25 protein-coding genes are annotated in these 23368 nt (G+C 41.2%); 10 read left to right on the top strand and 15 right to left on the bottom strand.

The genetic code is table 11. The features are described 5' to 3' along the window. Positions 1-226 precede the first annotated feature (226 nt). Complete coding sequence (locus tag ACFN7Z_RS05305; RefSeq protein ID WP_010327128.1) at positions 227-739, top strand: hypothetical protein; 513 nt, start codon at positions 227-229, stop codon at positions 737-739. Between the two features lie 86 nt (positions 740-825). Here ACFN7Z_RS05305 and ACFN7Z_RS05300 read toward each other — a convergent pair whose 3' ends face one another. Then, on the bottom strand, positions 826-1281 hold the full coding sequence (locus ACFN7Z_RS05300) for an Lrp/AsnC family transcriptional regulator (protein WP_005400579.1): 456 nt from the start codon (positions 1279-1281) through the stop codon (positions 826-828). Between the two features lie 163 nt (positions 1282-1444). Here ACFN7Z_RS05300 and ACFN7Z_RS05295 point away from each other — a divergent pair, with 163 nt between their 5' ends. Beyond that, the gene (locus tag ACFN7Z_RS05295) at positions 1445-2191 is read left to right on the top strand and encodes an AzlC family ABC transporter permease (protein WP_029575069.1); all 747 of its coding nucleotides are present in this window, start codon (positions 1445-1447) and stop codon (positions 2189-2191) included. After that, positions 2188-2487 (top strand): AzlD family protein, encoded by a 300-nt coding sequence (locus ACFN7Z_RS05290; RefSeq protein ID WP_010327130.1) that lies wholly within the window; start codon positions 2188-2190, stop codon positions 2485-2487. The genes ACFN7Z_RS05295 and ACFN7Z_RS05290 overlap by 4 nt, the downstream gene beginning before the upstream one ends. A 9-nt stretch (positions 2488-2496) precedes the next feature. Here ACFN7Z_RS05290 and ACFN7Z_RS05285 read toward each other — a convergent pair whose 3' ends face one another. Further along, positions 2497-2802 carry a hypothetical protein gene (locus ACFN7Z_RS05285; RefSeq protein WP_010327131.1) on the bottom strand — a complete coding sequence of 102 codons (306 nt, stop codon included), beginning with the start codon at positions 2800-2802 and terminating at the stop codon, positions 2497-2499. 113 nt (positions 2803-2915) lie between these two features. Then, the gene (locus ACFN7Z_RS05280) at positions 2916-3950 is read right to left on the bottom strand and encodes a type I glyceraldehyde-3-phosphate dehydrogenase (protein WP_010327132.1); all 1035 of its coding nucleotides are present in this window, start codon (positions 3948-3950) and stop codon (positions 2916-2918) included. A gap of 392 nt (positions 3951-4342) precedes the next feature. Here ACFN7Z_RS05280 and alaS point away from each other — a divergent pair, with 392 nt between their 5' ends. The 3 genes from alaS to csrA all read left to right on the top strand — a co-directional run bounded on the left by alaS (position 4343) and on the right by csrA (position 8911). Next, complete coding sequence (alaS, locus tag ACFN7Z_RS05275; protein WP_171056723.1) at positions 4343-7036, top strand: alanine--tRNA ligase; 2694 nt, start codon at positions 4343-4345, stop codon at positions 7034-7036. A gap of 66 nt (positions 7037-7102) precedes the next feature. After that, positions 7103-8383, top strand: a complete 1281-nt coding sequence (locus ACFN7Z_RS05270; protein ID WP_010327134.1) for an aspartate kinase — start codon at positions 7103-7105, stop codon at positions 8381-8383. A gap of 273 nt (positions 8384-8656) precedes the next feature. After that, entirely contained in the window at positions 8657-8911 is a 255-nt protein-coding gene (csrA, locus tag ACFN7Z_RS05265; RefSeq protein WP_004982340.1) for a carbon storage regulator CsrA, read from the top strand. 48 nt (positions 8912-8959) lie between these two features. Here the strand turns inward: csrA and rnhB are convergent, their stop codons facing one another. The 3 genes from rnhB to ACFN7Z_RS05250 form a co-directional block, all read right to left on the bottom strand. Continuing rightward, positions 8960-9547, bottom strand: a complete 588-nt coding sequence (gene rnhB, locus ACFN7Z_RS05260; RefSeq protein WP_010327135.1) for a ribonuclease HII — start codon at positions 9545-9547, stop codon at positions 8960-8962. A 62-nt stretch (positions 9548-9609) separates the two neighbouring features. Beyond that, complete coding sequence (locus ACFN7Z_RS05255) at positions 9610-9972, bottom strand: hypothetical protein (RefSeq protein ID WP_010327136.1); 363 nt, start codon at positions 9970-9972, stop codon at positions 9610-9612. Between the two features lie 138 nt (positions 9973-10110). Beyond that, positions 10111-10488: a hypothetical protein gene (locus ACFN7Z_RS05250; RefSeq protein WP_010327137.1), complete on the bottom strand. Its 378-nt coding sequence runs from the start codon at positions 10486-10488 to the stop codon at positions 10111-10113. 236 nt (positions 10489-10724) lie between these two features. Here ACFN7Z_RS05250 and ACFN7Z_RS05245 point away from each other — a divergent pair, with 236 nt between their 5' ends. Beyond that, positions 10725-11279, top strand: a complete 555-nt coding sequence (locus ACFN7Z_RS05245; protein ID WP_010327138.1) for a cytochrome b — start codon at positions 10725-10727, stop codon at positions 11277-11279. A gap of 26 nt (positions 11280-11305) precedes the next feature. Here the strand turns inward: ACFN7Z_RS05245 and ACFN7Z_RS05240 are convergent, their stop codons facing one another. From ACFN7Z_RS05240 to ACFN7Z_RS05225, 4 genes are all read right to left on the bottom strand, one after another. Further along, positions 11306-11668 carry a hypothetical protein gene (locus ACFN7Z_RS05240; protein WP_010327139.1) on the bottom strand — a complete coding sequence of 121 codons (363 nt, stop codon included), beginning with the start codon at positions 11666-11668 and terminating at the stop codon, positions 11306-11308. A gap of 54 nt (positions 11669-11722) precedes the next feature. After that, positions 11723-12724, bottom strand: a complete 1002-nt coding sequence (locus ACFN7Z_RS05235; protein ID WP_010327140.1) for an adenosine deaminase — start codon at positions 12722-12724, stop codon at positions 11723-11725. Positions 12725-12791: 67 nt separating this feature from the next. Then, positions 12792-14114 carry an NCS2 family permease gene (locus ACFN7Z_RS05230; protein WP_395442591.1) on the bottom strand — a complete coding sequence of 441 codons (1323 nt, stop codon included), beginning with the start codon at positions 14112-14114 and terminating at the stop codon, positions 12792-12794. A gap of 412 nt (positions 14115-14526) precedes the next feature. Next, on the bottom strand, positions 14527-14724 hold the full coding sequence (locus ACFN7Z_RS05225) for a hypothetical protein (RefSeq protein WP_224216868.1): 198 nt from the start codon (positions 14722-14724) through the stop codon (positions 14527-14529). A gap of 228 nt (positions 14725-14952) precedes the next feature. On the opposite strand from ACFN7Z_RS05225, the gene ACFN7Z_RS05220 reads away from it, so the two are divergent. Next, positions 14953-16380: a deoxyribodipyrimidine photo-lyase gene (locus tag ACFN7Z_RS05220; RefSeq protein WP_029575071.1), complete on the top strand. Its 1428-nt coding sequence runs from the start codon at positions 14953-14955 to the stop codon at positions 16378-16380. On the opposite strand, the gene ACFN7Z_RS05215 is transcribed toward ACFN7Z_RS05220, so the two are convergent. Together ACFN7Z_RS05215 and yaaA are read right to left on the bottom strand one after the other, a co-directional pair. Beyond that, complete coding sequence (locus ACFN7Z_RS05215; RefSeq protein ID WP_029575072.1) at positions 16377-17003, bottom strand: hypothetical protein; 627 nt, start codon at positions 17001-17003, stop codon at positions 16377-16379. The two genes, ACFN7Z_RS05220 and ACFN7Z_RS05215, sit on opposite strands and share 4 nt — an antisense overlap. A gap of 15 nt (positions 17004-17018) precedes the next feature. Beyond that, entirely contained in the window at positions 17019-17798 is a 780-nt protein-coding gene (yaaA, locus tag ACFN7Z_RS05210; RefSeq protein WP_058951696.1) for a peroxide stress protein YaaA, read from the bottom strand. A gap of 126 nt (positions 17799-17924) precedes the next feature. Between yaaA and ACFN7Z_RS05205 the strand changes: the two genes are divergently transcribed. Together ACFN7Z_RS05205 and ACFN7Z_RS05200 are read left to right on the top strand one after the other, a co-directional pair. Then, on the top strand, positions 17925-18554 hold the full coding sequence (locus ACFN7Z_RS05205; protein ID WP_010327145.1) for an alpha/beta hydrolase: 630 nt from the start codon (positions 17925-17927) through the stop codon (positions 18552-18554). 393 nt (positions 18555-18947) lie between these two features. Beyond that, positions 18948-19388, top strand: coding sequence for a DUF2147 domain-containing protein (locus ACFN7Z_RS05200; RefSeq protein WP_010327146.1), 441 nt, complete (start codon positions 18948-18950; stop codon positions 19386-19388). A 102-nt stretch (positions 19389-19490) separates the two neighbouring features. On the opposite strand, the gene ACFN7Z_RS05195 is transcribed toward ACFN7Z_RS05200, so the two are convergent. The 3 genes from ACFN7Z_RS05195 to hisC all read right to left on the bottom strand — a co-directional run bounded on the left by ACFN7Z_RS05195 (position 19491) and on the right by hisC (position 23321). Then, positions 19491-19868, bottom strand: coding sequence for a hypothetical protein (locus ACFN7Z_RS05195; RefSeq protein ID WP_010327147.1), 378 nt, complete (start codon positions 19866-19868; stop codon positions 19491-19493). Positions 19869-19976: 108 nt separating this feature from the next. Then, on the bottom strand, positions 19977-22226 hold the full coding sequence (locus ACFN7Z_RS05190) for a bifunctional prephenate dehydrogenase/3-phosphoshikimate 1-carboxyvinyltransferase (RefSeq protein ID WP_010327148.1): 2250 nt from the start codon (positions 22224-22226) through the stop codon (positions 19977-19979). Positions 22227-22229: 3 nt separating this feature from the next. Continuing rightward, the gene (hisC, locus tag ACFN7Z_RS05185; RefSeq protein ID WP_010327149.1) at positions 22230-23321 is read right to left on the bottom strand and encodes a histidinol-phosphate transaminase; all 1092 of its coding nucleotides are present in this window, start codon (positions 23319-23321) and stop codon (positions 22230-22232) included. Positions 23322-23368 lie beyond the last annotated feature (47 nt).

Here is a 23368-nt window from a genome sequence, read left to right as displayed (position 1 = left end):
CAATGCCCAAGTATCATAATCAATAATATTAACTCATCCTAGTGCTCCGCACAGATTGGAAAAATTCATATAAGACTTTGTTTTATATTTTATTTCCAATTATATCGACACTTGCACAAAAGGCACATTCTTTTATACTTCAGCTCAATTTGACAGCAAAAATAAATACAACGGCGCTATACAGATAGCACTTTTAATCACATATTTTTTACTTGGGGAAAGTTCGATGGAAATGCACAGCAACTTATATTACAAGCATGCAGATGCTCAAATCATGTCAAAGTTAGACCGATTATTTCAAGAACATCGCGGCGATGCGAGTCAATTTTCAGCTTTAGTCTGTGACATCAATCCAGAACATGGTGCTGAACTGGCCAAAGATATTTTAAATACCGTCGATAATATCGAGTTTGACTTGGGTCCTGAATCGCTATACTCCCTCGCGGGTTATTCCATCGCACACTTTGTCCATGGTTCATCAGGTGATGAGTTCATGGAAGCGATTTTATTCTTCCTGAAAGCCTTGCTTCCAGACATCCATGCGCAAGCATGGGGTTGCGGTGATGATGATCCTTGGGAGTTTTGGTTCAAATTTGAAGGTGATGAACTGGTTCGTGAAGATGATGAACCTCTAAATGACCCTGAAGAAGATGAAGAAATTAAAGCCAGTATTTATGCATGGTGGCACGCAGATCTGCCTAAAGAAATTAAAGAAGGCTTTTTAAACGAAAAGTCATAACATCCTAATCAGCATGACTAGAGTACAAGTCCTATTTTTTAGTCATGCTGTCACATTCACGGGCGATTTAGCTATCAACTTTTGAGTTACCAAATCGGCAATTCTGTGGTTTGTTTGATATTTTGCAATGGAATTTCTGTTTTAATACTTTGTATATTGGGGATTTTATTTAGACGATGGATTTGAAACTGTCGATAGGCGTCTAAGTCTGCAACCACAATACGTAAAAAGAAATCACAATCCCCTGCCATTAAATGACACTCGACCACTTCAGGAACTTCACGAATCGATTCAACAAATTGGTTCACCGTTTGCGGATCCTGACTTTTTAGCCAAATGCGTGCAAACACGGTCAAACGCAGATTCACCTTAGCAGGATCTACCAAAGCCACATAAGCCCGAATAATCCCGTCTTCTTCCAGCTGTTTTACTCGCCTTAAACACGGTGAGGCAGACAGTCCAATGCGCTGAGCCAACTCATTATTTTGAAGTTTTCCGTCGGTTTGTAGTACTTGCAATATCCGCTTATCTGTTTGATCCATAAATCCCACCCTTAAAGCATAATCTTGCTCATATTTAAGCAATCGCAGCATATTATTCCAAACAAGCTCTATATTAAGCTAAATAAAGCAAAAAATATCTTCGGAAAAAGCCTAAACTTATTCACCTACTGCACCAAAACCTAGCACGCATAGGCGATTTAAAATGTTCTCCCTTAGAAATACGACTCAAGAACTCAATGACTCTACAGATTACGTCGAGTTTAAACGCGGTATTAAAACATCTATCCCCATGCTGCTGGGCATTATTCCTTTTGCTTTGGTCTTAGGAACACAAGCCACTCAAAAAGGCTTTAGCCATTTAGAAGTTCCATTATTTACTGGTCTAAACTTTGCGGGCGGTTCCGAGTTTGCAGTGCTCGAGGTTTGGACCAATCCACCAAATTTTCTCGTTTTAATTTTCATTACTTTTCTAGTTAATAGCCGTCATTTACTCATGGGTGCAAGTCTCGTGCCCTATTTACGCCATTTGCCTAATCGACAGGTTTTCCCTGCCCTGTTTTTCATGTGTGATGAAAGTTGGGCCGCAGCTCTTGCCGATGCAGAACAAAAGAAAAGATTTGGGCTACAACAGGCCTTTAGCATGTCCTACTACGCAGGTATCTGTTTTGCCCTGTACTTGATGTGGGTCAGTTTTACCAGCTTAGGTGCCATTCTTGGTCCTTTGTTAGGCGATGTTCACCGTTATGGATTTGATATGGCCTTTGCTGCAGTATTTTTGGTTTTACTGCGTGGTATGTGGAAAGGATTCAGTGCAGCACGCCCTTGGCTTATCAGTCTAATCAGTGCGGCCATTGCTTATTTATATTTACCGACGGGTTGGTATGTGCCTATTGGGGCAATCTGTGGCATCGCCTCTGCTTTCTTATTTATTCAGGAGGATGAGCTATGATCCACAGCACTACACTTGTCGCAATTTTATTGGTCGCAGCCACCACTTATCTGACGCGTATATTGGGCTATGTTTTGCTGAAAAATAAAACTTTAAGCAACAAACAACGAAAGATTTTGGAAGTTGTGCCGGGCTGCGTACTTATTTCAGTAATTGCACCTTATTTTGTCAAAGACAATGTCGCAGACCTACTCGCCATTGCCATCACTTTACTTGCAGCTTCACGCTTTTCACTCTTACCAACCGTTGTGATTAGTATGCTGAGCGCAGCATTATTACGTACCGTGCTCATCTAAACTTAATTTTTAGCGTTCATGCTGTACAGCTTTAGCGAGAATATTCACCAACTCAGCGTTTTGTAGCTCAACTTTTTGCAACTTAGAAGTGGTCTGCTCGATCACTTCCTGTTGAACATGCATCTTTTTTGCAAGATCTTGCATAATTTCCAAGGTCTTTTTTAAGTTTTCTTCAAGATGATGTACTTTTTCTTGCAGTTGATTCTGCTGTACGCTTGGATCGGTTTTATCTGCCTGATTTTTAAATTGAAACCAAATTAAAAATACGACAGCGACCGCCAACAGCAAAATAAATCCCCAAATTAAGATCAACATAAGCACCGCTCTACATTATTTTCGTTTATAGATTCATGATAACCACAAGTCTGTATTCGGTCTATGCCTATCATCTTGTTTTCAGAGTAAAAGATGCTTAAAAATAAAGACCTTTAGGTAGTTGACGCACTAAAAGATTCACACAAATCTAATAAGCGGTTTGCATAGCCCCATTCATTGTCATACCACGCAAAGACTTTAGCTTGATGCCCCACCACCATGGTTTGCGTTAAATCAACAATAAGTGAATAGGGTGAATGGTTAAAATCTGAAGATACCAAAGGTTCATCCGTCACATCCATAATTTCACGGTAGTCTGACTTCGCCGCCTGAATCAGCACTTCATTAATTTTATGGTCGGTAATCGGTGTTTGCGAAATAAAAGTTAAATCAATTGCCGCCACATTAATGGTTGGCACACGAATCGAATAACCATCGATACGATCGGCCATTTTTGGCATAACTTGTTTTAAAGCACCGAGGGCTGACGATGTGGTGGGAATAATATTTTGACCTGAAGCACGGGCACGTCTTAAATCACGATGCGCATGATCTAATACAGACTGATCGGCAGTCACTGCATGAATTTCGGTCATGAGCGCGGTATCAATCCCAAAAGCATCATCAATGATTTTAACCAAAGGCACTAAGGCCTGCGTGGTACATGACACACTGGAAATGATTTGGTCACTCACTTTGACCTCATGGTGATTCACCCCATACACAATTGCAGCATCAACCGAATCAAAAGGTGCTGCACCAATAATCACGCGCTTTGCACCTGCGCTGATATGCCCTGTTGCCGCTTCACGCGAGCGAAATAAACCTGTGCACTCTAGAACCACGTCGACATTGAGACTTGCCCAAGGTAAATCCTGCGGGTTTGCCTGACACAATACTTCAACTTTGAGCTGCGCTTGATCTTTAGAAAGATGTAAATAAATCCTTTCATTTTCATAACTTAAATCGACTTTGCCCGGAAATCGCCCATGCGTGGTGTCATATTTAAATAAATGCAATAAGGTTTCTACATCTGCTACATCATTTACTGCGACGATTTCAAACTGAAAGTTCTTTGGATTTTCAAACCAAGCGCGTAGTACATTACGTCCGATTCGACCAAATCCATTTATCGCCACTCGTTGCATGACTTGCCCTTATTTATAAAATGATGAAAGATAAAGCAGGCCTATATTAATGGATTTATATAGGTTTGGTTAAGCTTTCTTTTTCTATCCCCCATCAGTGAAGATGATGAATATGAACCCTTAAGTCATAAATTGACCAGCCTGACAACCTCGCACTAATCAACTCATTTCCATGAAATGATATAAATATCCAACAATAACAAGCAAAATCTTAGAACCATCGAATACATAGAAATGTCATCAATTCGCCTTAAAGTGATTGGTGCAACATCCTTTTTCCGTTATAATTTGGCGTTTTAAAATTTTTAAGCCAGTATCTGAAGTCAGCGTATTTAGAATAAGACTTTCTTCAGCTACTATTAGCCAAATCGAAATTATGGAGTGACTTGGTTGTGAGTACTCGTTTTATGACATCAGCTGAAATTCGCGAAGCTTTTTTAAGCTACTTTGAATCGCAAGGGCATACACGTGTCGCGTCGAGTTCTCTAGTTCCCGCCAACGACCCTACTTTGTTGTTTACCAACGCGGGTATGAACCAATTTAAAGATTGTTTCTTAGGCCTAGAAAAACGTGATTATGTACGTGCGGTGTCTTCACAAAAATGTGTCCGCGCAGGTGGTAAACACAACGACTTAGACAATGTCGGTTATACCGCACGTCACCATACCTTCTTTGAAATGTTAGGTAACTTCTCATTTGGCGACTACTTCAAACGTGATGCGATCAAATTTGCATGGGATTTTCTAACAGGTGAAGCTTGGTTAGCGCTGCCTAAAGACAAACTCTATGCAACGGTTTACCACACTGACGACGAAGCATTTGACATCTGGAACAAAGAAATTGGTTTAGATGCATCTCGTATTATCCGTATTGGCGACAACAAAGGTGGCCAATACGCATCAGATAATTTCTGGGCAATGGGTGATACAGGTCCATGTGGTCCATGTTCTGAAATCTTCTTTGACCATGGCGACCATATTTGGGGTGGCTTACCAGGCACACCTGAAGAAGATGGCGACCGTTTCATTGAAATTTGGAACAACGTTTTCATGCAGTTTAACCGTACTGCAGATGGCGTATTACACCCTCTTCCGGCGCCTTCTGTGGATACAGGTATGGGCTTAGAGCGTATTTCTGCTGTTTTACAACACGTTAACTCAAACTACGAAATTGACCTGTTTCAACACTTACTCAAAGCAGCCGCTGAAATTATTGGTTTAGATACCGCTGCACATGAAGCAGAAGCTAGCGAAAAAGGTACACCTGTTCAGTACCCTGCATCACTTAAAGTGGTTGCGGATCACGCACGTTCATGCTCATTCCTGATTGCTGATGGTGTAAACCCATCAAATGAAGGTCGTGGTTATGTACTACGTCGTATTATTCGTCGTGCAGTTCGTCATGGTAACAAGCTGGGTGCTACAGGTTCATTCTTCCATAAAATGTTGCAACCTTTAATTGAAGTGATGGGTCAAGCTTACCCAGAACTTGAAACGCAAAAAGTACGTATTGAAGCGCAATTGCTGAAAGAAGAAGAACAATTTGCTAAAACCTTAGAGCAAGGTTTGAAATTGCTTGAGGGTGAATTGGCTCAACTCAAAGGTTCAGTGATTCCAGGTGAAGTGGTTTTCAAACTGTATGATACTTACGGTTTCCCAACTGACCTGACTGCTGACATCGCTCGTGAACGTGATTTAACCATTGATGAAACCGGTTTTGAAGTTGAAATGGCTGCGCAACGTCAACGTGCACGCGATGCAGGTAAATTCGCAATTGACTACAACTCTGTTGTTAAAGTTGAAGGCGAAACTCAGTTTAACGGCTATGACGCAACGGTTGGTGAAGGTCAAATTATCGCGATCTATAAATATGGCGAACAAGTTGATGAAATCGTTGAAGGTGACGAAGCCCTCATCGTACTGAACCAAACCCCGTTCTATGCAGAAAGCGGCGGTCAAATTGGTGACACAGGTATTTTCAAAAATGACACAGGTATTTTTGAAGTCCAAGACACCAAGAAATCTGGCGGCGCTTTTGTACACCAAGGTATCGTGACTGTAGGTAGCATTAAGCTTGCTCAAAATGTTGAAGCAACAGTCAAAGCAGATATCCGCGCTGCAACTGCGCGTAACCACTCTGCAACTCACCTTTTGCATGCTGCACTACGTCAAATTTTAGGCGAACACGTACAACAAAAAGGCTCATTGGTTGCGTCAGACATCTTACGTTTTGACTTTGCCAACGATCAGCCCGTTTCGTTTGAACAACTTCAAGAAATTGAGCGTTTGGTCAATGCTGAAGTGATTGCAAATACAGCAGTAAGTACTGAACTTCTCGACATCGAATCTGCGAAAGCAAAAGGTGCGATGATGTTGTTCGGTGAAAAATATGGTGATGAAGTTCGTGTACTTTCAATGGGTTCAATCATTGAAGAGAAAAACTTCTCAATCGAGCTATGCGGTGGTATTCACGTTAAACGCACAGGCGACATTGGCTTGTTCAAAATCACTTCTGAAGGTGGTGTAGCTGCGGGTGTACGCCGTATTGAAGCTGTAACGGGTACCAAAGCCGTTGAAGTTGCTCAAAAAGCTGACCGTGATATCAATACCATAAACGGTTTATTAAAAGCTCAAAAAGACCAAACTTTAGAAAAAGTTGAAGCCTTAGTCGACACAGCATCAAGCTTGCAAAAACAGATTGAGCAACTCAATCAAAAACTTGCCAGCTTCCAAGCTGCTGAACTGCTTAGCCAAGTTCAAACGCTTGCAGGTCGTCAAACGCTAATCACGACTGTTCAAAACATGGATGCGAAATCACTTCGCAACCTACATGACGGTGTGAAATCAAAATTAGAAAATGCAGTCATCGTACTTGCTGGTGTTGAAGGTGACAAAGTTAGCCTGATCGCATCTGTAGCAAAAGACTTTACTGCTTCTATTAAAGCAGGTGACATCATCAAACATCTAGCAACTGAGCTTGGTGGTAAAGGTGGTGGCAAACCTGACTTAGCACAAGGTGGCGCGCCACTAAACGAGAAGTTTGCAACAGTGATGGCAGATTTAACTGCTTGGCTTGAAGCGAAATAAAACTTCACCTTTTGTGTAACTGACCCTGAATGATGCATTCAGGGTCATGGTTTATATGGAACAACTATGGCATTAATCGTTCAAAAATATGGCGGTACCTCTATGGGTACTCCAGAGCGCATTTTAAATGTTGCTCGTCGTGTAAAGCGTTGGCATGACCACGGCCACAAGGTTGTGGTGGTTGTATCAGCAATGAGTGGCGAAACCAATCGTCTGCTTGCTTTAGCGAAAGCCATTACCGAAACCCCTGACCCACGAGAATTAGACCAAATGGTTTCTACGGGTGAACAGGTAACGATTTCAATGTTAGCAATGGCGCTCAATTCTATTGGCGTCGAAGCTAAGTCACTTACAGGTCGCCAAGTCGGTATCAAGACGGACAATGCGTTTACCAAAGCACGTATCGAGTCAATTGATACCGATACCATGACTGCGCATTTAGATGCTGGTCGTGTGATCGTGGTTGCTGGTTTTCAAGGCTTCGATGCCGATGGCAACACCACCACCCTCGGCCGTGGCGGTTCAGATACTTCGGGTGTAGCACTTGCTGCGGCATTAAAAGCAGATGAATGCCAAATCTATACAGATGTAGATGGCGTTTATACCACTGACCCACGCGTTGCACCAAAAGCGAAAAAAGTAGACCGTATTTCATTTGAAGAAATGCTGGAAATGGCATCACTTGGTTCTAAAGTTCTACAAATTCGTTCGGTTGAATTTGCAGGAAAATACCAAGTGCCTTTACGCGTATTATCAAGTTTTGATAATGACGATGATGGCGCATTCGACGAAGACTTTAAAAAGAACGTCGGAACACTAATCACCACTGAGGCGGAAGACAACATGGAACAACCAATTATCTCTGGTATCGCATTTAACCGTGACGAAGCTAAACTTACGATTCTAGGTGTTCCTGATGAACCAGGTATTGCATCTAAAATTTTATCGCCTATTGGTAATGCCAACATTGAAGTGGATATGATTATCCAAAATGTTGAAGAAGATGGTACAACTGACTTCACTTTCACGGTAAACCGTGGCGAACTTGCAAAAGCAACAAAAATTCTTCAAGAAACTGCTCAAGCTATTGGTGCGCGCGAAGTTGCTACACGTGACGACATTGTTAAAGTCTCAATCGTAGGTGTAGGTATGCGCTCACATGCAGGTGTTGCAAGTAAAATGTTTACTGCCTTGGCTGATGAAGGCATCAACATTTTGATGATCTCAACTTCAGAAATCAAAATTTCTGTGATTATTGAAGAAAACTACTTAGAACTTGCTGTACGTTCTTTACACACTGCTTTCGGTTTAGACCGTGAACATGGTGAATCAAGCGCACGTGCTTAAGCAATCTTGCGAAAAACTTGTCATTGTCTGACAGTTTTTGCAAAAGACTACAAAAATCAGGGGCCACTATAGTTTTTTCTATAGTGGCTCTGTTATATTAAGCCCGAGGCTTTCTTAAATTTAGATGAATGTTATACCTAATGTCACTAGATATCTAAAAATTCAAGTGTCATGCGGTTGTATTAAACATTTGTTTAAATTTTTTTAAATACAAAAAATTATGTATTTTACTTTAGTACAACTGCAGGTTTAGCGTTTTGCAAGGAGATAAACATGCTGATTTTGACCCGACGCGTCGGTGAAACATTAATGATTGGGGATCAAGTAAGTGTTACTGTACTTGGTGTCAAAGGCAACCAAGTTCGTATTGGTGTCAATGCTCCCAAAGAAGTATCTGTACATCGTGAAGAGATTTATCAACGCATTCAGCATGAACGTGCAATGCATGAACATCTTCAACATCTTGATCAGGACTACCAGCCTGCATTTGAAGATGAAGGTGCACAGCAGAATAATTTCAATCGTTAAGATTGAAACATTCAGATATAAAGCGGCCCGATTGGCCGCTTTAAATTTTTATACAGTCTCTTTTTGCTCAAATGCCTCAATTACTTTCTTTACAGGCCCAAAACTACGACGATGCTCGTCAATGACCCCATGTTCAGCAATCGCCTCAAAATGCGCTTTGGTTGGATAACCTTTGTGTTTGGCAAAACCAAACTGAGGATATTTTCGGTCCATCTCAATCATTTGATGGTCACGTGTCACTTTGGCCAAAATACTCGCCGCTGAGATTTCAGCATGTAAAGCATCCCCGCCCACAATTGCCTCACAGCTCATACTCAAGCCTTGTGGAATTTTATTACCATCAACCAAGACATGTTCAGGCTGTATTGCAAGCTGTTCAACCGCGCGGCGCATCGCAAGCAAAGATGCTTGTAAAATGTTGATCTCATCAATTTCAGCAGCACTCGCCTCAGCAATCGCCCATGCTAATGCTTTTTCCTGAATTTCGACAAAAAGTTTTTCACGTTTTTTTTCAGTCAATTTTTTGGAATCATTCAACCCTTGTATTGGGTTATTGGGGTCTAGAATTACCGCAGCAGCGACCACTGAACCCACCAAAGGGCCGCGCCCTGCCTCATCTGCACCTGCAATTTGCATTTTCTACTCTCATAAAAAATGGCTGATAACAGCCATTCTAAAAATTTAACAATTTATTCGGCTTAGTTTAGCATTTCGGAGGCGCATGTGGCTGTTGTTTTTGTTGCGGCTAAAGTACCATAGGTTGCCTTTGCTTTGGGATCAATTGCCGCCAAAGCCAACTGCTCTTTAGACAATACTTTGGGAGAGTTATCACCTACACAGTTACATACTTCACGTTTTTTCTTTTGTTTTTGGTCTTCTGATAACAGCTTACTGCCCATGATCCATGTCGGATTAGTTTCGATTTCATCCATACATTTTGCATGTGAGGCCATTTTAATAGCCGAGATTCCATCATCATCTGAGCTAGATAAAGGATTCGACACACACGCGGAAAGCATAAGCGAGCCAAACAAACAGAGAATTAACTTATCATTTTTCATACAGATACACCCTTTGTTGTAAAAGAAATCAGGCTTAAATTGTTATTATTCACATCAATATAAAAGATAAACACCAAAAAGTACAAAAAAACCGCAAAGAAGCGAAGCATGTCCCCCACTTCTTTGATATATCACAACTTAATTCACCGCTTCAGCCACACATGCATTGATAGTTTTCGTCACAGCATTGCTAATAATAGTTGTACGCGCCGCAGGGTCAATGGCCGCTGTTGCCAGGTCGACAGCCGTAATATTTTGTGGGGCTTTCTCACTGACACAACCACAAATTTCGGTTTGAATATCGGTTTTTTGGTCAGCCGTCATAAATTTGGTTGCTGTTTTCCATGCTGGTAGATTATTCAACTCAGTCGTACATTTTGCATTAATGGCAATTTTAAGCGCTGCTGTACCCAGTTGTTGCGTGGTGGTCGTCGTATTGGTCGTTGCCATATCAGTCGTTGTACAAGCCGAAAGGATCAAAGCCAAAGGAGCAAGCACTGCAATCATTTTTTTCACGGATATATCCATTTATAACAGTTAAAGTGCGCGTATTTTGCCGAATCTTTGCTATTTACGGAAACACTATTTCCATACCATTTTAATATCTTTCGCTTATTACACAGTTTTAGATCAGTCATGCGCCATTGGTCTGTGCAGCGTTGCAGAATATCAACGCTATGTTGCATCTACTACATTTTTGACATATCTATAGCTCTATAAAATAGCGCAACATAAAAATGGATGTGAATCTAATGAACTTGGCAAATACCCATTACACGCGTACTGCTCAAATCCTGCATTGGCTCATGGCAATTATCTTTATTGCTGCTTGGCTGATTGGTTTTTATAGCGGAAACTTCCTCAGCTATGATGCTGATGGTAGCTTTAAAGGGGATGTCATTACCTTACATAAGAACATTGCAACCACGATTATTTTTCTGGTGGTGATTCGTATCTTTTGGCGCTATACCCACCCTGCACCCAAACTTCCAGACAGTATGTCACCGTTCATGCAAAAAATGGCACACCTCGGTCATTTGGCTTTATATTTCATTTTGTTGGCTTTGCCAATTACTGGCTGTTTATTTAGCTGGAGTGCTGGGCACCCTGCGCCTGTATTGTACCTTTTTGAAATTCCCCGTTTAGTACAAGACACCCCTGAATTACTCGCAATCGTAAAACCTTTACATATCTGGATTTCATGGGCTGCAGGATTGCTGTTAGTGGGTCATATTGCAGCAGCACTGAAACACCACTTTATTGATAAAGATAATGTGTTAAATAGCATGACCAAACAAGCAAAGTAAGACCAAGTTGAATTAGCCTAAAAGCATCAATCTGTTGCTTTTAGGACTTCATCCACCACACATCCTTTCAGCGTATTCAACACACCCTGTTGGACCACCTGTTTTTTGACTTGTTCATCAACCACTGCGCGCAACAAAGTTATTGCTGGAATATCCTTTAACGCATTTTCACCCACGCAACCACAGATTTGCGTTTGGAGCTGATTCTTTTTCTCTTCACCAAGCAATGCTGTACTGACTTTCCACAGCCTTGTCGCTTCAAGCTCGACACCGCACTGATACACCACCACTGGCTTTAGTAGTTTTTGCGTTAACCCAATATCCGTTTTGAGCAAATAAACTGCAAAGAGCACAAAAATAACCACAAGCAATGCAATGATTTTTTTCATATCGACCTCACATAAAAAAGACAGAGCGAACTCTGTCTTTAAAAGGACATTAGATTAAGCAATGGCTACAATTTCAGCCGCCCATTTTTGCTTCTCTTCTGCCGAAATAAACGACGCTTCAAAAGAGTTCAACGCCAATTGTTTTAGCTCAGCTGCTGTTAAGTCTAACGCATCTGTAATGGCAATAAAGTTATCATTCATATAACCACCAAAGTACGATGGATCGTCTGAATTTACTGTTACTTGCACACCTTGTTGCAACAAACGGCGGATATTGTGCTGTGCCATATCGTCAACGACACATAACTTTAAGTTACTGAGCGGACAAACGGTCAGTGGCATTTTCTCTGCGATCAAACGCTGCATTAATACAGGATCTTCTTCAGAACGCACACCGTGGTCAATACGATTCACTTTAAGCAAATCTAAAGCTTCCCACACATATTCTGCTGGACCTTCTTCACCCGCATGCGCAACCACTAAAAAGCCTGCTTCACGTGCTTTAGCAAAGACACGTTCAAACTTTGAAGGAGGATGCCCAACTTCGCTTGAGTCCAAGCCTACACCAATGATTTGATCTTTATACGGCAATGCCTGTGCTAAAGTTTCAAGGGCTGCTTCTTCACTTAAATGACGCAAGAAACACATAATCAAATGCGAACTAATGCCAAATTTTGCCTTGGCATCATCACATGCGCGTTGCAGACCATTAATCACTGTTTCAAAAGCAATACCGCGGTCAGTATGCGTTTGTGGATCAAAGAACATTTCGGTATGCACTACACGATCTTCGGCACATTTTTCAAAGTATGCCCAAGCCAAGTCATAAAAGTCTTGCTCATGAATCAGTACATTTGCACCTGCATAATAAATGTCTAAAAATGATTGTAGATTGTGAAAATTATAAGCCTGTTTCACTTCTTCAACCGACATATAAGGAATGTCTATTTGATTACGCTGTGCGATTGCAAACATGAGTTCTGGCTCAAATGTCCCTTCAATATGCACATGCAATTCAGCTTTTGGTAAAGCACGAATGAGCTCCAATTGACTCATATCTTTTCCTCTTTAAAAATAAAAAAGGGCGTAAACTGAGTTTACACCCTTATCACTATTTGATGAATTAGCCACCAAATAACGCGAATTTTAATGCCCAAAGCACAGCCACGATCCACACCATGTAAGGTACAGTCGCCGCTTTACCGGTGAACAATTTAACCAATGCATAGCTAATAAAGCCCATCGCAATACCATCTGCAATTGAGTAGGTAAATGGCATAAATACAATGGTTAAGAACGCAGGTACAGCTTCAGTAATATCATCCCAATCAATATGGGTAATCCCCTGAATCATCAACACACCAACAAATAACAATGCTGGAGCTGTTGCAAAACCAGGTACAGATTGAGCTAGAGGTGCTAAAAACAAACATAAGATAAATAACACACCGACCACAACTGCGGTTAAACCTGTACGGCCACCAGCAGCAACACCCGCAGACGACTCAATATATGGTGTCGTCGAAGATGTACCTAATGCTGCACCAGCAACAATTGCGGTTGAGTCTGCAAATAATGCTTTTTTCAAACGTGGAAGCTTGCCATCTTTCAGTAAGCCTGCACGGTGTGACACGCCAACCAATGTACCTGTTGAGTCAAATAAATCGACCAAGAAAAATACAAAGATGACACCCACTAAGCTTGCCGTAAATAGACCTTCAAAGTCCATTTGCATGAAAGTTGGAGCAATTGATGGAATCTCACCAACAACACCTTTAAACTCGCTTAAGCCCATTGCTGTTGAAATTGCAGTTAAAGCCAAGATGCTGATAATAATAGCACCACGCACTTTAAAGTGATGCAGTACAACCACCATCAAGAAGCCAAATAAAGCCAAAAGAACCGTCGGTTGCTTTAAGTCGCCCAATCCAACCAAAGTCGCTGGATTGTCCACAATAACGCCTGCATTTTTTAAAGCAATCAGCGCAAGGAATAAACCAATTCCGCCGCCAATCGCAAGCTTAAGCGACATTGGGATTGCATTCACAATGGCTTCACGGATCTTAAACATACTGATCGCAATGAACACCAAACCTGATATAAACACTGCAGCTAAAGCAGTCTGCCAAGGCACACCCATACCCATACACACCGAATAGGTAAAGTAAGCGTTTAAGCCCATACCCGGTGCTAATGCAATTGGATAATTTGCAACAATACCCATAACCAAACAGCCAATTGCGGCTGCAAGACAAGTCGCTACAAAGACAGCACCATGATCCATCCCCGTTTCGGATAAAATCATTGGATTCACAATAATGATGTAACACATGGTTAAGAATGTGGTTACACCTGCAAGAAGCTCTGTACGAAAACTGGTTTTATTTTCACTCAGTTTGAACATACGCTCGAGCATATTTTCTGAAGATGGATTAGGAGTCGTCATGACCTAGCCCCTGTAAATAAACTTTTAAAACTGTATAACTGCCAAAAAATTTCGACACTCAGTACGATGAAAATCTGATTAAATTTCTGGAAGTTAAAGCAATGAATATGCCAAATTTCCTCAATTCAGGAAAAGTTTATTTAGCCATGAATGATTCAAACGTATGGTCGAACCATATATACCTAAACAAAAAAGCCGCATAAACCGTATGCAGCTTTCAACAAAAACGTCATTTTAGACTCAAAGTCTAAAATTCAATATATCTTGGCGCGAATTATAACACACTGATTTTTAATTGTTTTAAATTTATTTTTAATTAAAATTCAACACGATAAGTCATTTATACATGATTTTATTCTATCTTAAGCTTCAAATTACTTTAATGGAGACCTGATCGATTATTGCTTCAGCATCACTTTGAAAACGAGCTATTGACTTTTTCAGGCACGACGTTTGCCTTTGAGAGAGGACTCAACTTTTGCACTTTAGGCTCAGTACTGTTCATGAGTTGATTCAACTGTTGCTGTTTTTTCGTTTCTGTATCCTGAAAAACAACAAACCCAAGCAAACAAACAGCAGCCACAAAAATAGGGATTAGAATTTTTTTCATGACATTCACAATATCCACAACTGCTTTAGCATGATTACAAATCATAACAAATAATACAAAGGGCCACACATTTATCAGATAAAAAGTATCTTCACACTTTATAGTTTTTTCTGATTTAATTATTTCAATAACATAAGATTAAATTAAATGAGTGAGAAAAAAATATGATCAAAGTGCTCAATTTTGTAATATTTTATATTTCAAAAAATTACAGTTGATTAACCTTTTATGAACATAATTTGGTTTAGACAAGATCTTCGCATACACGACCATGCCGCACTTTGGCATGCAAGCCAACATGGACCTATGCTGGCTTTAGTGATCCTATCCCCACAACAGTGGCTATTACATCATGATGCAGCTGTAAAAATTGATTTATATGTCAGACAATTGCACGATTTAAAACAGAGCCTTGCTCAGCTGAATATTCCTTTGCTCATTCTAAATATTCCGCTGTGGCAAGATATTCCACGTCGGCTTTCATCTTTGTGTCATACACTGCAAGTACAACAGATTTTTGCAAATATCGAAATGGGCGTGAATGAGCTTAAGCGCGATGCCGAAGTTCAACAATGCTTAAATCAGCAACACATTGAATTTACGCTCTTCCAGGATCGAACCCTCTTTCCCTTAAACAGTATTCGTAACCAATCTGATAAGCCCTATCAAGTCTTTGGTGCTTTTAAAAAAACCTGTTATGAACGCTTAAATATTGGCTTACCGCAGTGCTATCCTCTCCCTTCTGCACAGCAACCTATACAGCTTCCTGCCGATTTAAATACAACCATTCCACACATTGAATCACTGATTGATGTGAATACGAATGAATTAAATCAAATTAAAGCCTATTGGCCTGAAACGGAAATATATGCACTTTCAGTGCTCGATGATTTTATTGATCACAAAGTTAGTGACTATCAAAAAGAGAGAGACTTTCCATTTTTAAATAGCACCAGCCAACTTTCAACCTATTTAAATCTCGGGATCGTGTCGATTCGCCAGTGTCTCAATGCCCTGTTTCGTGCTCAACACGGTCAATTTATGATTGATAACACAGGCCAGCAGACTTGGTTAGATGAATTACTTTGGCGAGAGTTTTATCAGCATATTTTATTTGATTTTCCACATGTCTCTAAACACCTGCCCTTTAAAGCCAGCACGCAGCGTATTGTATGGCGAGATTCGCCTGAAGATTTAAACGCATGGCAAAAAGGTCGTACTGGTATTCCAATTGTAGATGCAGGTATGCGGCAACTCCTTGCGACTGGTTGGATGCACAATCGTGTCCGTATGATTGTTGCAATGTTCTTAACTAAAAACTTGTTGATTGATTGGCGTTTGGGCGAGCAATGGTTTATGCAACATTTGGCTGATGGTGACTTAGCTGCCAATAATGGCGGATGGCAGTGGTGTGCCTCCACGGGCACCGATGCTGTACCTTACTTCCGAGTCTTTAACCCTGTGAGCCAATCTCAGAAATTTGATAGCAATGGTGACTATATTCGACAGTGGCTGCCAGAGCTTGCACATTTAGATGCCAAAAGCATTCATGAGCCTTATGCGAAGCAGCCGAATATGGATTTGGACTACCCCAAACCAATCGTCGATTTGAAATCCAGTCGTATTCGTGCCATCGAAGCATTTAAAGGGCTTTAAATACCTAAAGTTTGGGTTAAGTTCTGCTTAGCCAGAGGCTCATAGCGCTTTTGGAAAAGTGGCGTCTGGTACAGAGGGTGCATTTCTAAAAAGTGCCTTAACACTTGTTGACGCTTCTGCACATAAAGTGAGGGCTCAACCCAAGCATATTCTTGCTGAATTTGGCGTTCATATTCAGCAAAACGCATAGGATCGCTGGCTAAAATAGCCAGATCAATATCCAATAGATAAGCCAAATCAGTATCAGCTGTCGGTGCATGTGCTTGGGTTGCCAAAATCCATGCATAGATCTTTGCAATTTGCTCAGCTCCAAGCACATTTTTAAGCATCCGTTGCATATAATCAGCGCTTTGCTGCTCATTGTCATGTGCTTGCGGGTTATAAATGACATCATGAAACCAAATGACCAACTCAACAGATAAAGTATCGTCTAAGTAGGTTTTGATCTGATGAAAATGCTCTAAACATTCAACAATATGTTGAATGCTATGATAATGCCGCTGTACTTCACTATAGGCATCATATAGCATGGCATGGAACTTTTGAGTGGTATCGTCATCTAAACTCAATTGCCTTGCGGTGAGCGCCCAATAGTCCTGAAACTGTTTTGTATATTGCACCATTGGAATGCCCATGCATTATGCGGCCTGTTCGTCTCGTTTAAAGACCAACTCACCTTTTAATGAGCTGTCAGCATCAAAATAATAACCATCTGTCTGGAATGATTTTAACCCTTCAATTTGATCAATTTGGTTTTCAATCATATAACGCGCCATCAAACCACGCGCTTTTTTAGCATAGAAACTAATGACTTTATATTTGCCATTTTTCTGATCTAAAAACACAGGTTTAATAATCTCTGCTTGGATTTTGCTCTCTTTCACAGACTTATAGTATTCATCCGAAGCAATATTCAGCAAAATTTTCGAACCTGCCTGTTCTAAATCTTGGTTAATTAAATCGGTAATGTGATTGCCCCAAAACTCATACAGATTATGTCCGCGTGGGTTAGCCAGCTTGGTTCCCATCTCTAAACGATACGGCATCATCAAGTCCAATGGACGTAGCAAACCATATAAACCTGAGAGCATTCTTAAATGTTGCTGTGCATATTCAATGTTCGACTCTGACAAATGATAAGCATCTAAACCAGTATAGACATCGCCCTTAAAAGCAAACATGGCTTGTCGCGCATTGGCAAAGTTGAATTCTGGCTGCCAATCGCGAAAACGATCGACATTTAAGGTGGCAATTTTTTCACTGACGCTCATTAAGCTTGCAATTTCACTTGCTGACAGTTTGCGAGTAACTTCGATCAATTCTTGGGAATGTTGCAGCAATCTGGGTTGTGTATACGTATCGGTAGGTAAAGCAGTTTGGTAATCTAAAGTTTTGGCAGGAGAAACAAGGGCAAGCATAGATAACCTGATTAAAAAACAATTAAACAGACTATATCAGTAGACTTATTTTATTACCAATCTGTGTTTTTAATAAGCATAAACGGTTAAACTAGCCCATTCTCCTGTTATATGTATCGATTCTCTATGTCTGAGCAGATGTTCATTCAAGGTCCAGTTGGGCAAATTGAAGTTTTTGTAGATTATCCACAGGGTGAAGTGAAAGGATTCGCGGTAGTTACTCACCCCCATCCACTCCAAGGTGGTACACCTCAACACAAGGTTCCAGCATTGCTTGCGCAAATGTTCTTAGAACGCGGTTGTATTGTGTACCGTCCGAGTTTCCGTGGCTCAGGTCAAAGTGTTGGTCTACACGACGAAGGTCATGGCGAAACTGATGATGTTCTTGAAGTGATTAAGCATGCTCGTGCAGCACATACAACTTTACCCTTCTATGCAGGTGGCTTTAGTTTCGGTGCGCATGTCATGGCGAAATGCTATGACGCTTTACAAGAAGAAATTCGACCAAAACAAACCATTTTATGTGGTCTACCAACGGCAACGGTCGCTGGTGTACGCCACTATGTAACACCACAGCTTAAAGGTGACATCTTATTCATTCATGGCGAAGCCGATGAAGTAACCTTACTGTCTGACATGATTACGTGGGCTAAACCGCAGCGCCATTTAGTGACTGTATTACCTGGTGCAAACCATTTCTTTACCGGTTACTTAAAACAGTTACGTATTGCGATTACACGTTTCTTGTGGATTTAACGCATCACTCAGTTCAGGAAAGAAATGGCTGTCTAACATTAGTCCCTTTCTTTCTTGAACTTTTTATTTTTAATCTAGATGTATCTCTTTTTCTATTCCAACGCTTAATACGCCATTTCCAGCAGCTTCATTAGTCGTCCCTTATATATCTTCTGTTCCCAAAATAATTTTAAGTTTCCTTTTGAGCGCTAAACTCAATCAGCACTACCTCCATCAAATACCTGTTTTAAAAATAAGTAAGGATTTAATCCTGCTAATGGTACTTTATGCAACAATCTACGCTTGAACTTGATATATTCTGCACATCATTATTCAAATAATAAATTATACAATCAACATCTTAGCTCGTGAGAGCTATTCATTTAAATAATTTTTAAAATATTCAGGGATTTTATGAAAACAATTCTCGGGGCAGTTTTAGTCACTATAGCCACCACGTCAGCCTGTGCTCAGGACATTATAGGGACTTGGCGTTATATCGATGATAAAACTGGAGAACCCAAAGGTCTGGTGAAAATTGAAAAGCAAGCCAATGGGACTTATGCTGGAACTGCACTAAAAGCAACTCCTCGTCCAGGCTATACAGCTAAAGAATTCTGCACCAACTGCCCTGCACCCTACACCGATAAGCCTATTATTGGTATGCAAGTGATTACCGGTTTAAAGACCGAAAACAATATTAATTATACACATGGCAAAATCATTGATCCCGTTTCAGGCAAGCTGTATAGCCTAAAAGGTAAAATTAGCCCAAATGGGAAAAAGCTATTCTTAAGAGGATATTTAGGCGTTTCTGCTGTGGGACGTAGCCAAACTTGGTTACGTGTGGAATAAGTCTTATAGCACATCCAGTTATAAGCGCGTTGATCCATCAAAATATTAAACGTGTTCTGTTCTAAAAAAATGCTGAATTAGGAAAAACCAATTCAGCATTTTTTATCTATTCAATTGGCCTTTCCACTCAAACTCAGTAAAACTTTTATCTGTTTTTAGTGTGGTTTCAACCGCTTGTGCCAATTGATTTAACAAGCTTCGTTCAGCAATTCGGTCTAACCAGTCTTGCTCTTCATCTGGATAAGACGCAATTTCGCACACCAGATTTCCTTCGCTGTCATGACCTTGGCACGTAATAGACAGGGGCAAAGTATGATTATCAACACTCACAGCCACCTGATCACCACTTTGTGGCAAAGTTTCAAAACCAAATTGACCTAACTTTTGAACCAGCAAGTCTTGTACTTGCTTCTGTACTACACCGCTTTCATTTACATCCTGCTGCTGTCCATGCTGTGCTGTAAATTGTAATTTTCTCATTGATCATTCCAAAGGCTTTTTTGTTATATGGGTTTAGCATAATGACTTAACACAAAACAGCCAAGCAAAAGCTTGGCTGTTTTCACACAAAATCTCTAAGCTTTAGTCTTATTCAGTGACTTGGATCGCTAAACCAGCTTGATTACTTAATTGCGTGAAGGTCGGGAAACTCGTGGCAACCGTTTCAGTGCCAATGATTTTAATTTCACCAGAGGTGCGTAAGCCGGCCATTGAGAAACTCATCGCAATACGGTGATCATGATGTGATTCAATTTCGCCACCGGTGAAAATCGCACCCCATTCACCCGAATGACCTTTACCTTCAATGATGATGCCATCGTCAGTCGGCGTACAATCGATACCCATGGTTTTTAAACCATCTGCCATCACTTGAATACGGTCTGATTCTTTCACACGCAGCTCAGCAGCACCCGTTAATACTGTTTGCCCTTCAGCACATGCCGCAGCAATGAATAATGCAGGGAATTCATCAATCGCCAATGGCACTTGATCTTCAGGCATATGAATACCTTTGAGTGTACGTGTGCCTTGAATACGAATGTCTGCAATCGGCTCACCGCCTGCAATACGTTCATTTTCAACCGTAATGTCTGCACCCATTTGTTTCAAAATCTCGATCACACCTGTACGCGTTGGGTTAATGCCCACTGCTTCTAAAGTGACGTCTGAACCTTCAGTAATCGCAGCACCCACCATAAAGAAAGCAGCCGATGAAATATCTGATGGCACTTGAATCTCTGTACCAACTAACTTACCGCCACCTTGCAGTGAAATACGGTTGCCTTCTGTTTTCACGTCATAACCAAATGCACGTAGCATACGTTCAGTATGATCACGCGTAGGTTCTGGTTCGGTAACAGATGTTTCACCTGCTGCCCACAAACCTGCCAATAAAATCCCAGATTTCACCTGCGCAGATGCCATTGGCAAATCATAGTGAATGCCTTGCAAAGCTTGGTTTCCAGTGATCGAAACAGGAGGTGTACCACGCTCACCTGTGGTTTGAATCTGTGCGCCCATTTCGCGTAACGGTTTAGCAATACGTTCCATTGGACGCTTCGACAGTGATGCATCACCCGTCATGACAGAGTCAAATTTTTGTGCAGAAAGCATCCCTGAAAGCAGACGCATTGAAGTCCCTGAGTTACCCATGTAAAGCGCACTTGCTGGCGCTTTTAGGCCATTTACGCCCACACCATGAATCGTCACTTCACCATTTTTAGGACCTTCAATGCTGACGCCCATATCACGGAAGGCTTGTAAGGTTGCTAACGCGTCTTCACCTTCCAAGAAACCTGTCACATGCGTCGTTCCTTCCGCAATTGCACCAAACATGATTGAACGGTGTGACACAGATTTATCGCCTGGCACGCTAAACTTACCTTGGAAACTCTTTTTACCCGGTAATATGGTGAATTGCTGTGTCGTCACTTTATTGCTCTCCATGAAAGGTTTTTGAGCCAGCATATGGTTAAAATGCTGGCGTGCTGCTTGCGCATGTCCAAGCAAGCCCATTAAAGCATGTGAATCTTCATCTTCAATGAGTTTACGAATCGTAGCCAGTTGGTTTTCAAAACCATCTACGGCATTTAAAATGGCTTTTTTATTGGCAAAAAAGATGTCATGCCACATTTGTGGGTCACTTGCCGCAATTCGAGAAAAATCGCGGAATCCCCCCGCAGCATAGCGGAAAATGTCTAAATTATCTTCACGGTTTGCCAGTTGTTCAACTAAGTTAAAAGCCATCAAATGCGGAAGATGACTGGTATGTGCCAAGACTTCATCATGCTTGGCCACATCCATACAAATCACTTCTGCTTTCGCAGCTTGCCACAGTTGGATCAGTTTCTCTACAGCCCAATCAGCACTGGTTGGTAACGGTGTCAAAATCACTTTATGATTTGCAAATAAATCGACCTTACCTGCATACACACCTGTATGTTCTGCACCCGCAATTGGATGCCCCGGTACAAAGCCAGCAGGTAATGCTTCGCCGTACACGGCTTTGGCCGCGTCGACCACATTGCCTTTGGTACTGCCCACATCGGTAATAATCGTATGTTCTTGCAAATATGGTTTGATGGTTTCCAATACTTTTTGCGTTGCACGAACAGGCAAAGCTAAAACCACCAAGTCCGCACCTTGAACCGCCTGTACAGGATCGCTATACCCCTGTTGGATTAATCCCAAAGCTTTGGCATCCTGTAAGGTTTTTTCCGAACGTGTAGAGGCTACAATATTTTGGGTTAAACCTTCAGCAATCATCACCCGTGCAAGACTTGAACCAATCAGTCCAAGACCAATAAATGCAACTTTTTCAAATAGTGGCACAGACATAATTTAAACGTTCGCCTCTAAACCTAGTACGTTGGCCAAAGCCGTTAGAAATTTCGTATTTTCAGCTTCAGTTCCAATCGATACTCGTAAATGATTGGCGATGCCCACAGGACGAACAATCACCCCTTCTTTTAATAAAGCATTAAAAGTTTGTGCAGGATCGGCTTGTATATCGACCAAAATAAAGTTGGCACGAGAAGGCTCATAGTTTAGGCCTAGCGCTTTAAAACCTGTTTCAAGTTGCACCATGCCCGCTTTATTGACCACACGTGATTTCTCAATGAAATCTTCATCTTTTAGTGCAGCAACTGCTGCCACCATGGCTAAATGGTTGACGTTAAACGGCTGACGAATACGATTTAAGAAATCTGTCACTTCTGCCGATGCTAAAGCAAAGCCAACACGTAATGCCGCTAAACCAAAGCACTTTGACATGGTACGGCTAACAATCAGGTTCGGATACTGTGCTAAAAACTTTAAGCTATTAAAGTTTTCTGGGAAATATTCCACATAAGCCTCATCCAAAACCACGATCACATGACTCGGTACTTTTTGCATGAAGCGCTCAAATTCAGCCTCTTCAAACCAAGTTCCTGTCGGATTATTGGGATTCGCAATAAACACCAATTTGGTATTGTCTTTAATTGCCGCCGCCATCGCGTCAAGGTCATGCGAAAAACCTTGAGCAGGTACCTCAATCGCTTCAGCGTTGATGGCTTGCGTGACCAGAGCATAAACTGCAAATGCGTGTTGGCTATACACCACCGAGTCTTTATCTGAAACAAATGCACGGGCAAAAATTTCAAGTAGATCGTTTGAACCATTGCCTAAAGTAATACAATCATGTGCTACACCAAACTGCGCATGAATTTGATCCTTCAAAATAAAACCACCACCGTCTGGATATCGTCCAATTTCCGCCAATTCAGCAGCAACTGCTTCTTTTACTTTGTCCGAACAACCCAAAGGGTTTTCATTTGAAGCAAGCTTAACAATATCGGTCATTCCCAATTCACGCTCTAATTCGCTGATTGGCTTACCTGGTTGATATGGTTTTAACTTCGCAATACCTTCATTGGCTGGAGCAAACGACATGTGACCTTTCCATTCTTACAAGTGGTGTACATGGTTGAGTTTGGAAC

The sequence above is a fragment of the Acinetobacter sp. P1332 genome, from assembly GCF_044057475.1.
Lineage (GTDB): Bacteria > Pseudomonadota > Gammaproteobacteria > Pseudomonadales > Moraxellaceae > Acinetobacter > Acinetobacter johnsonii.
Note: the sequence above shows the minus strand (reverse complement) of the source record. Positions and strands in the feature narration are given on the sequence as shown.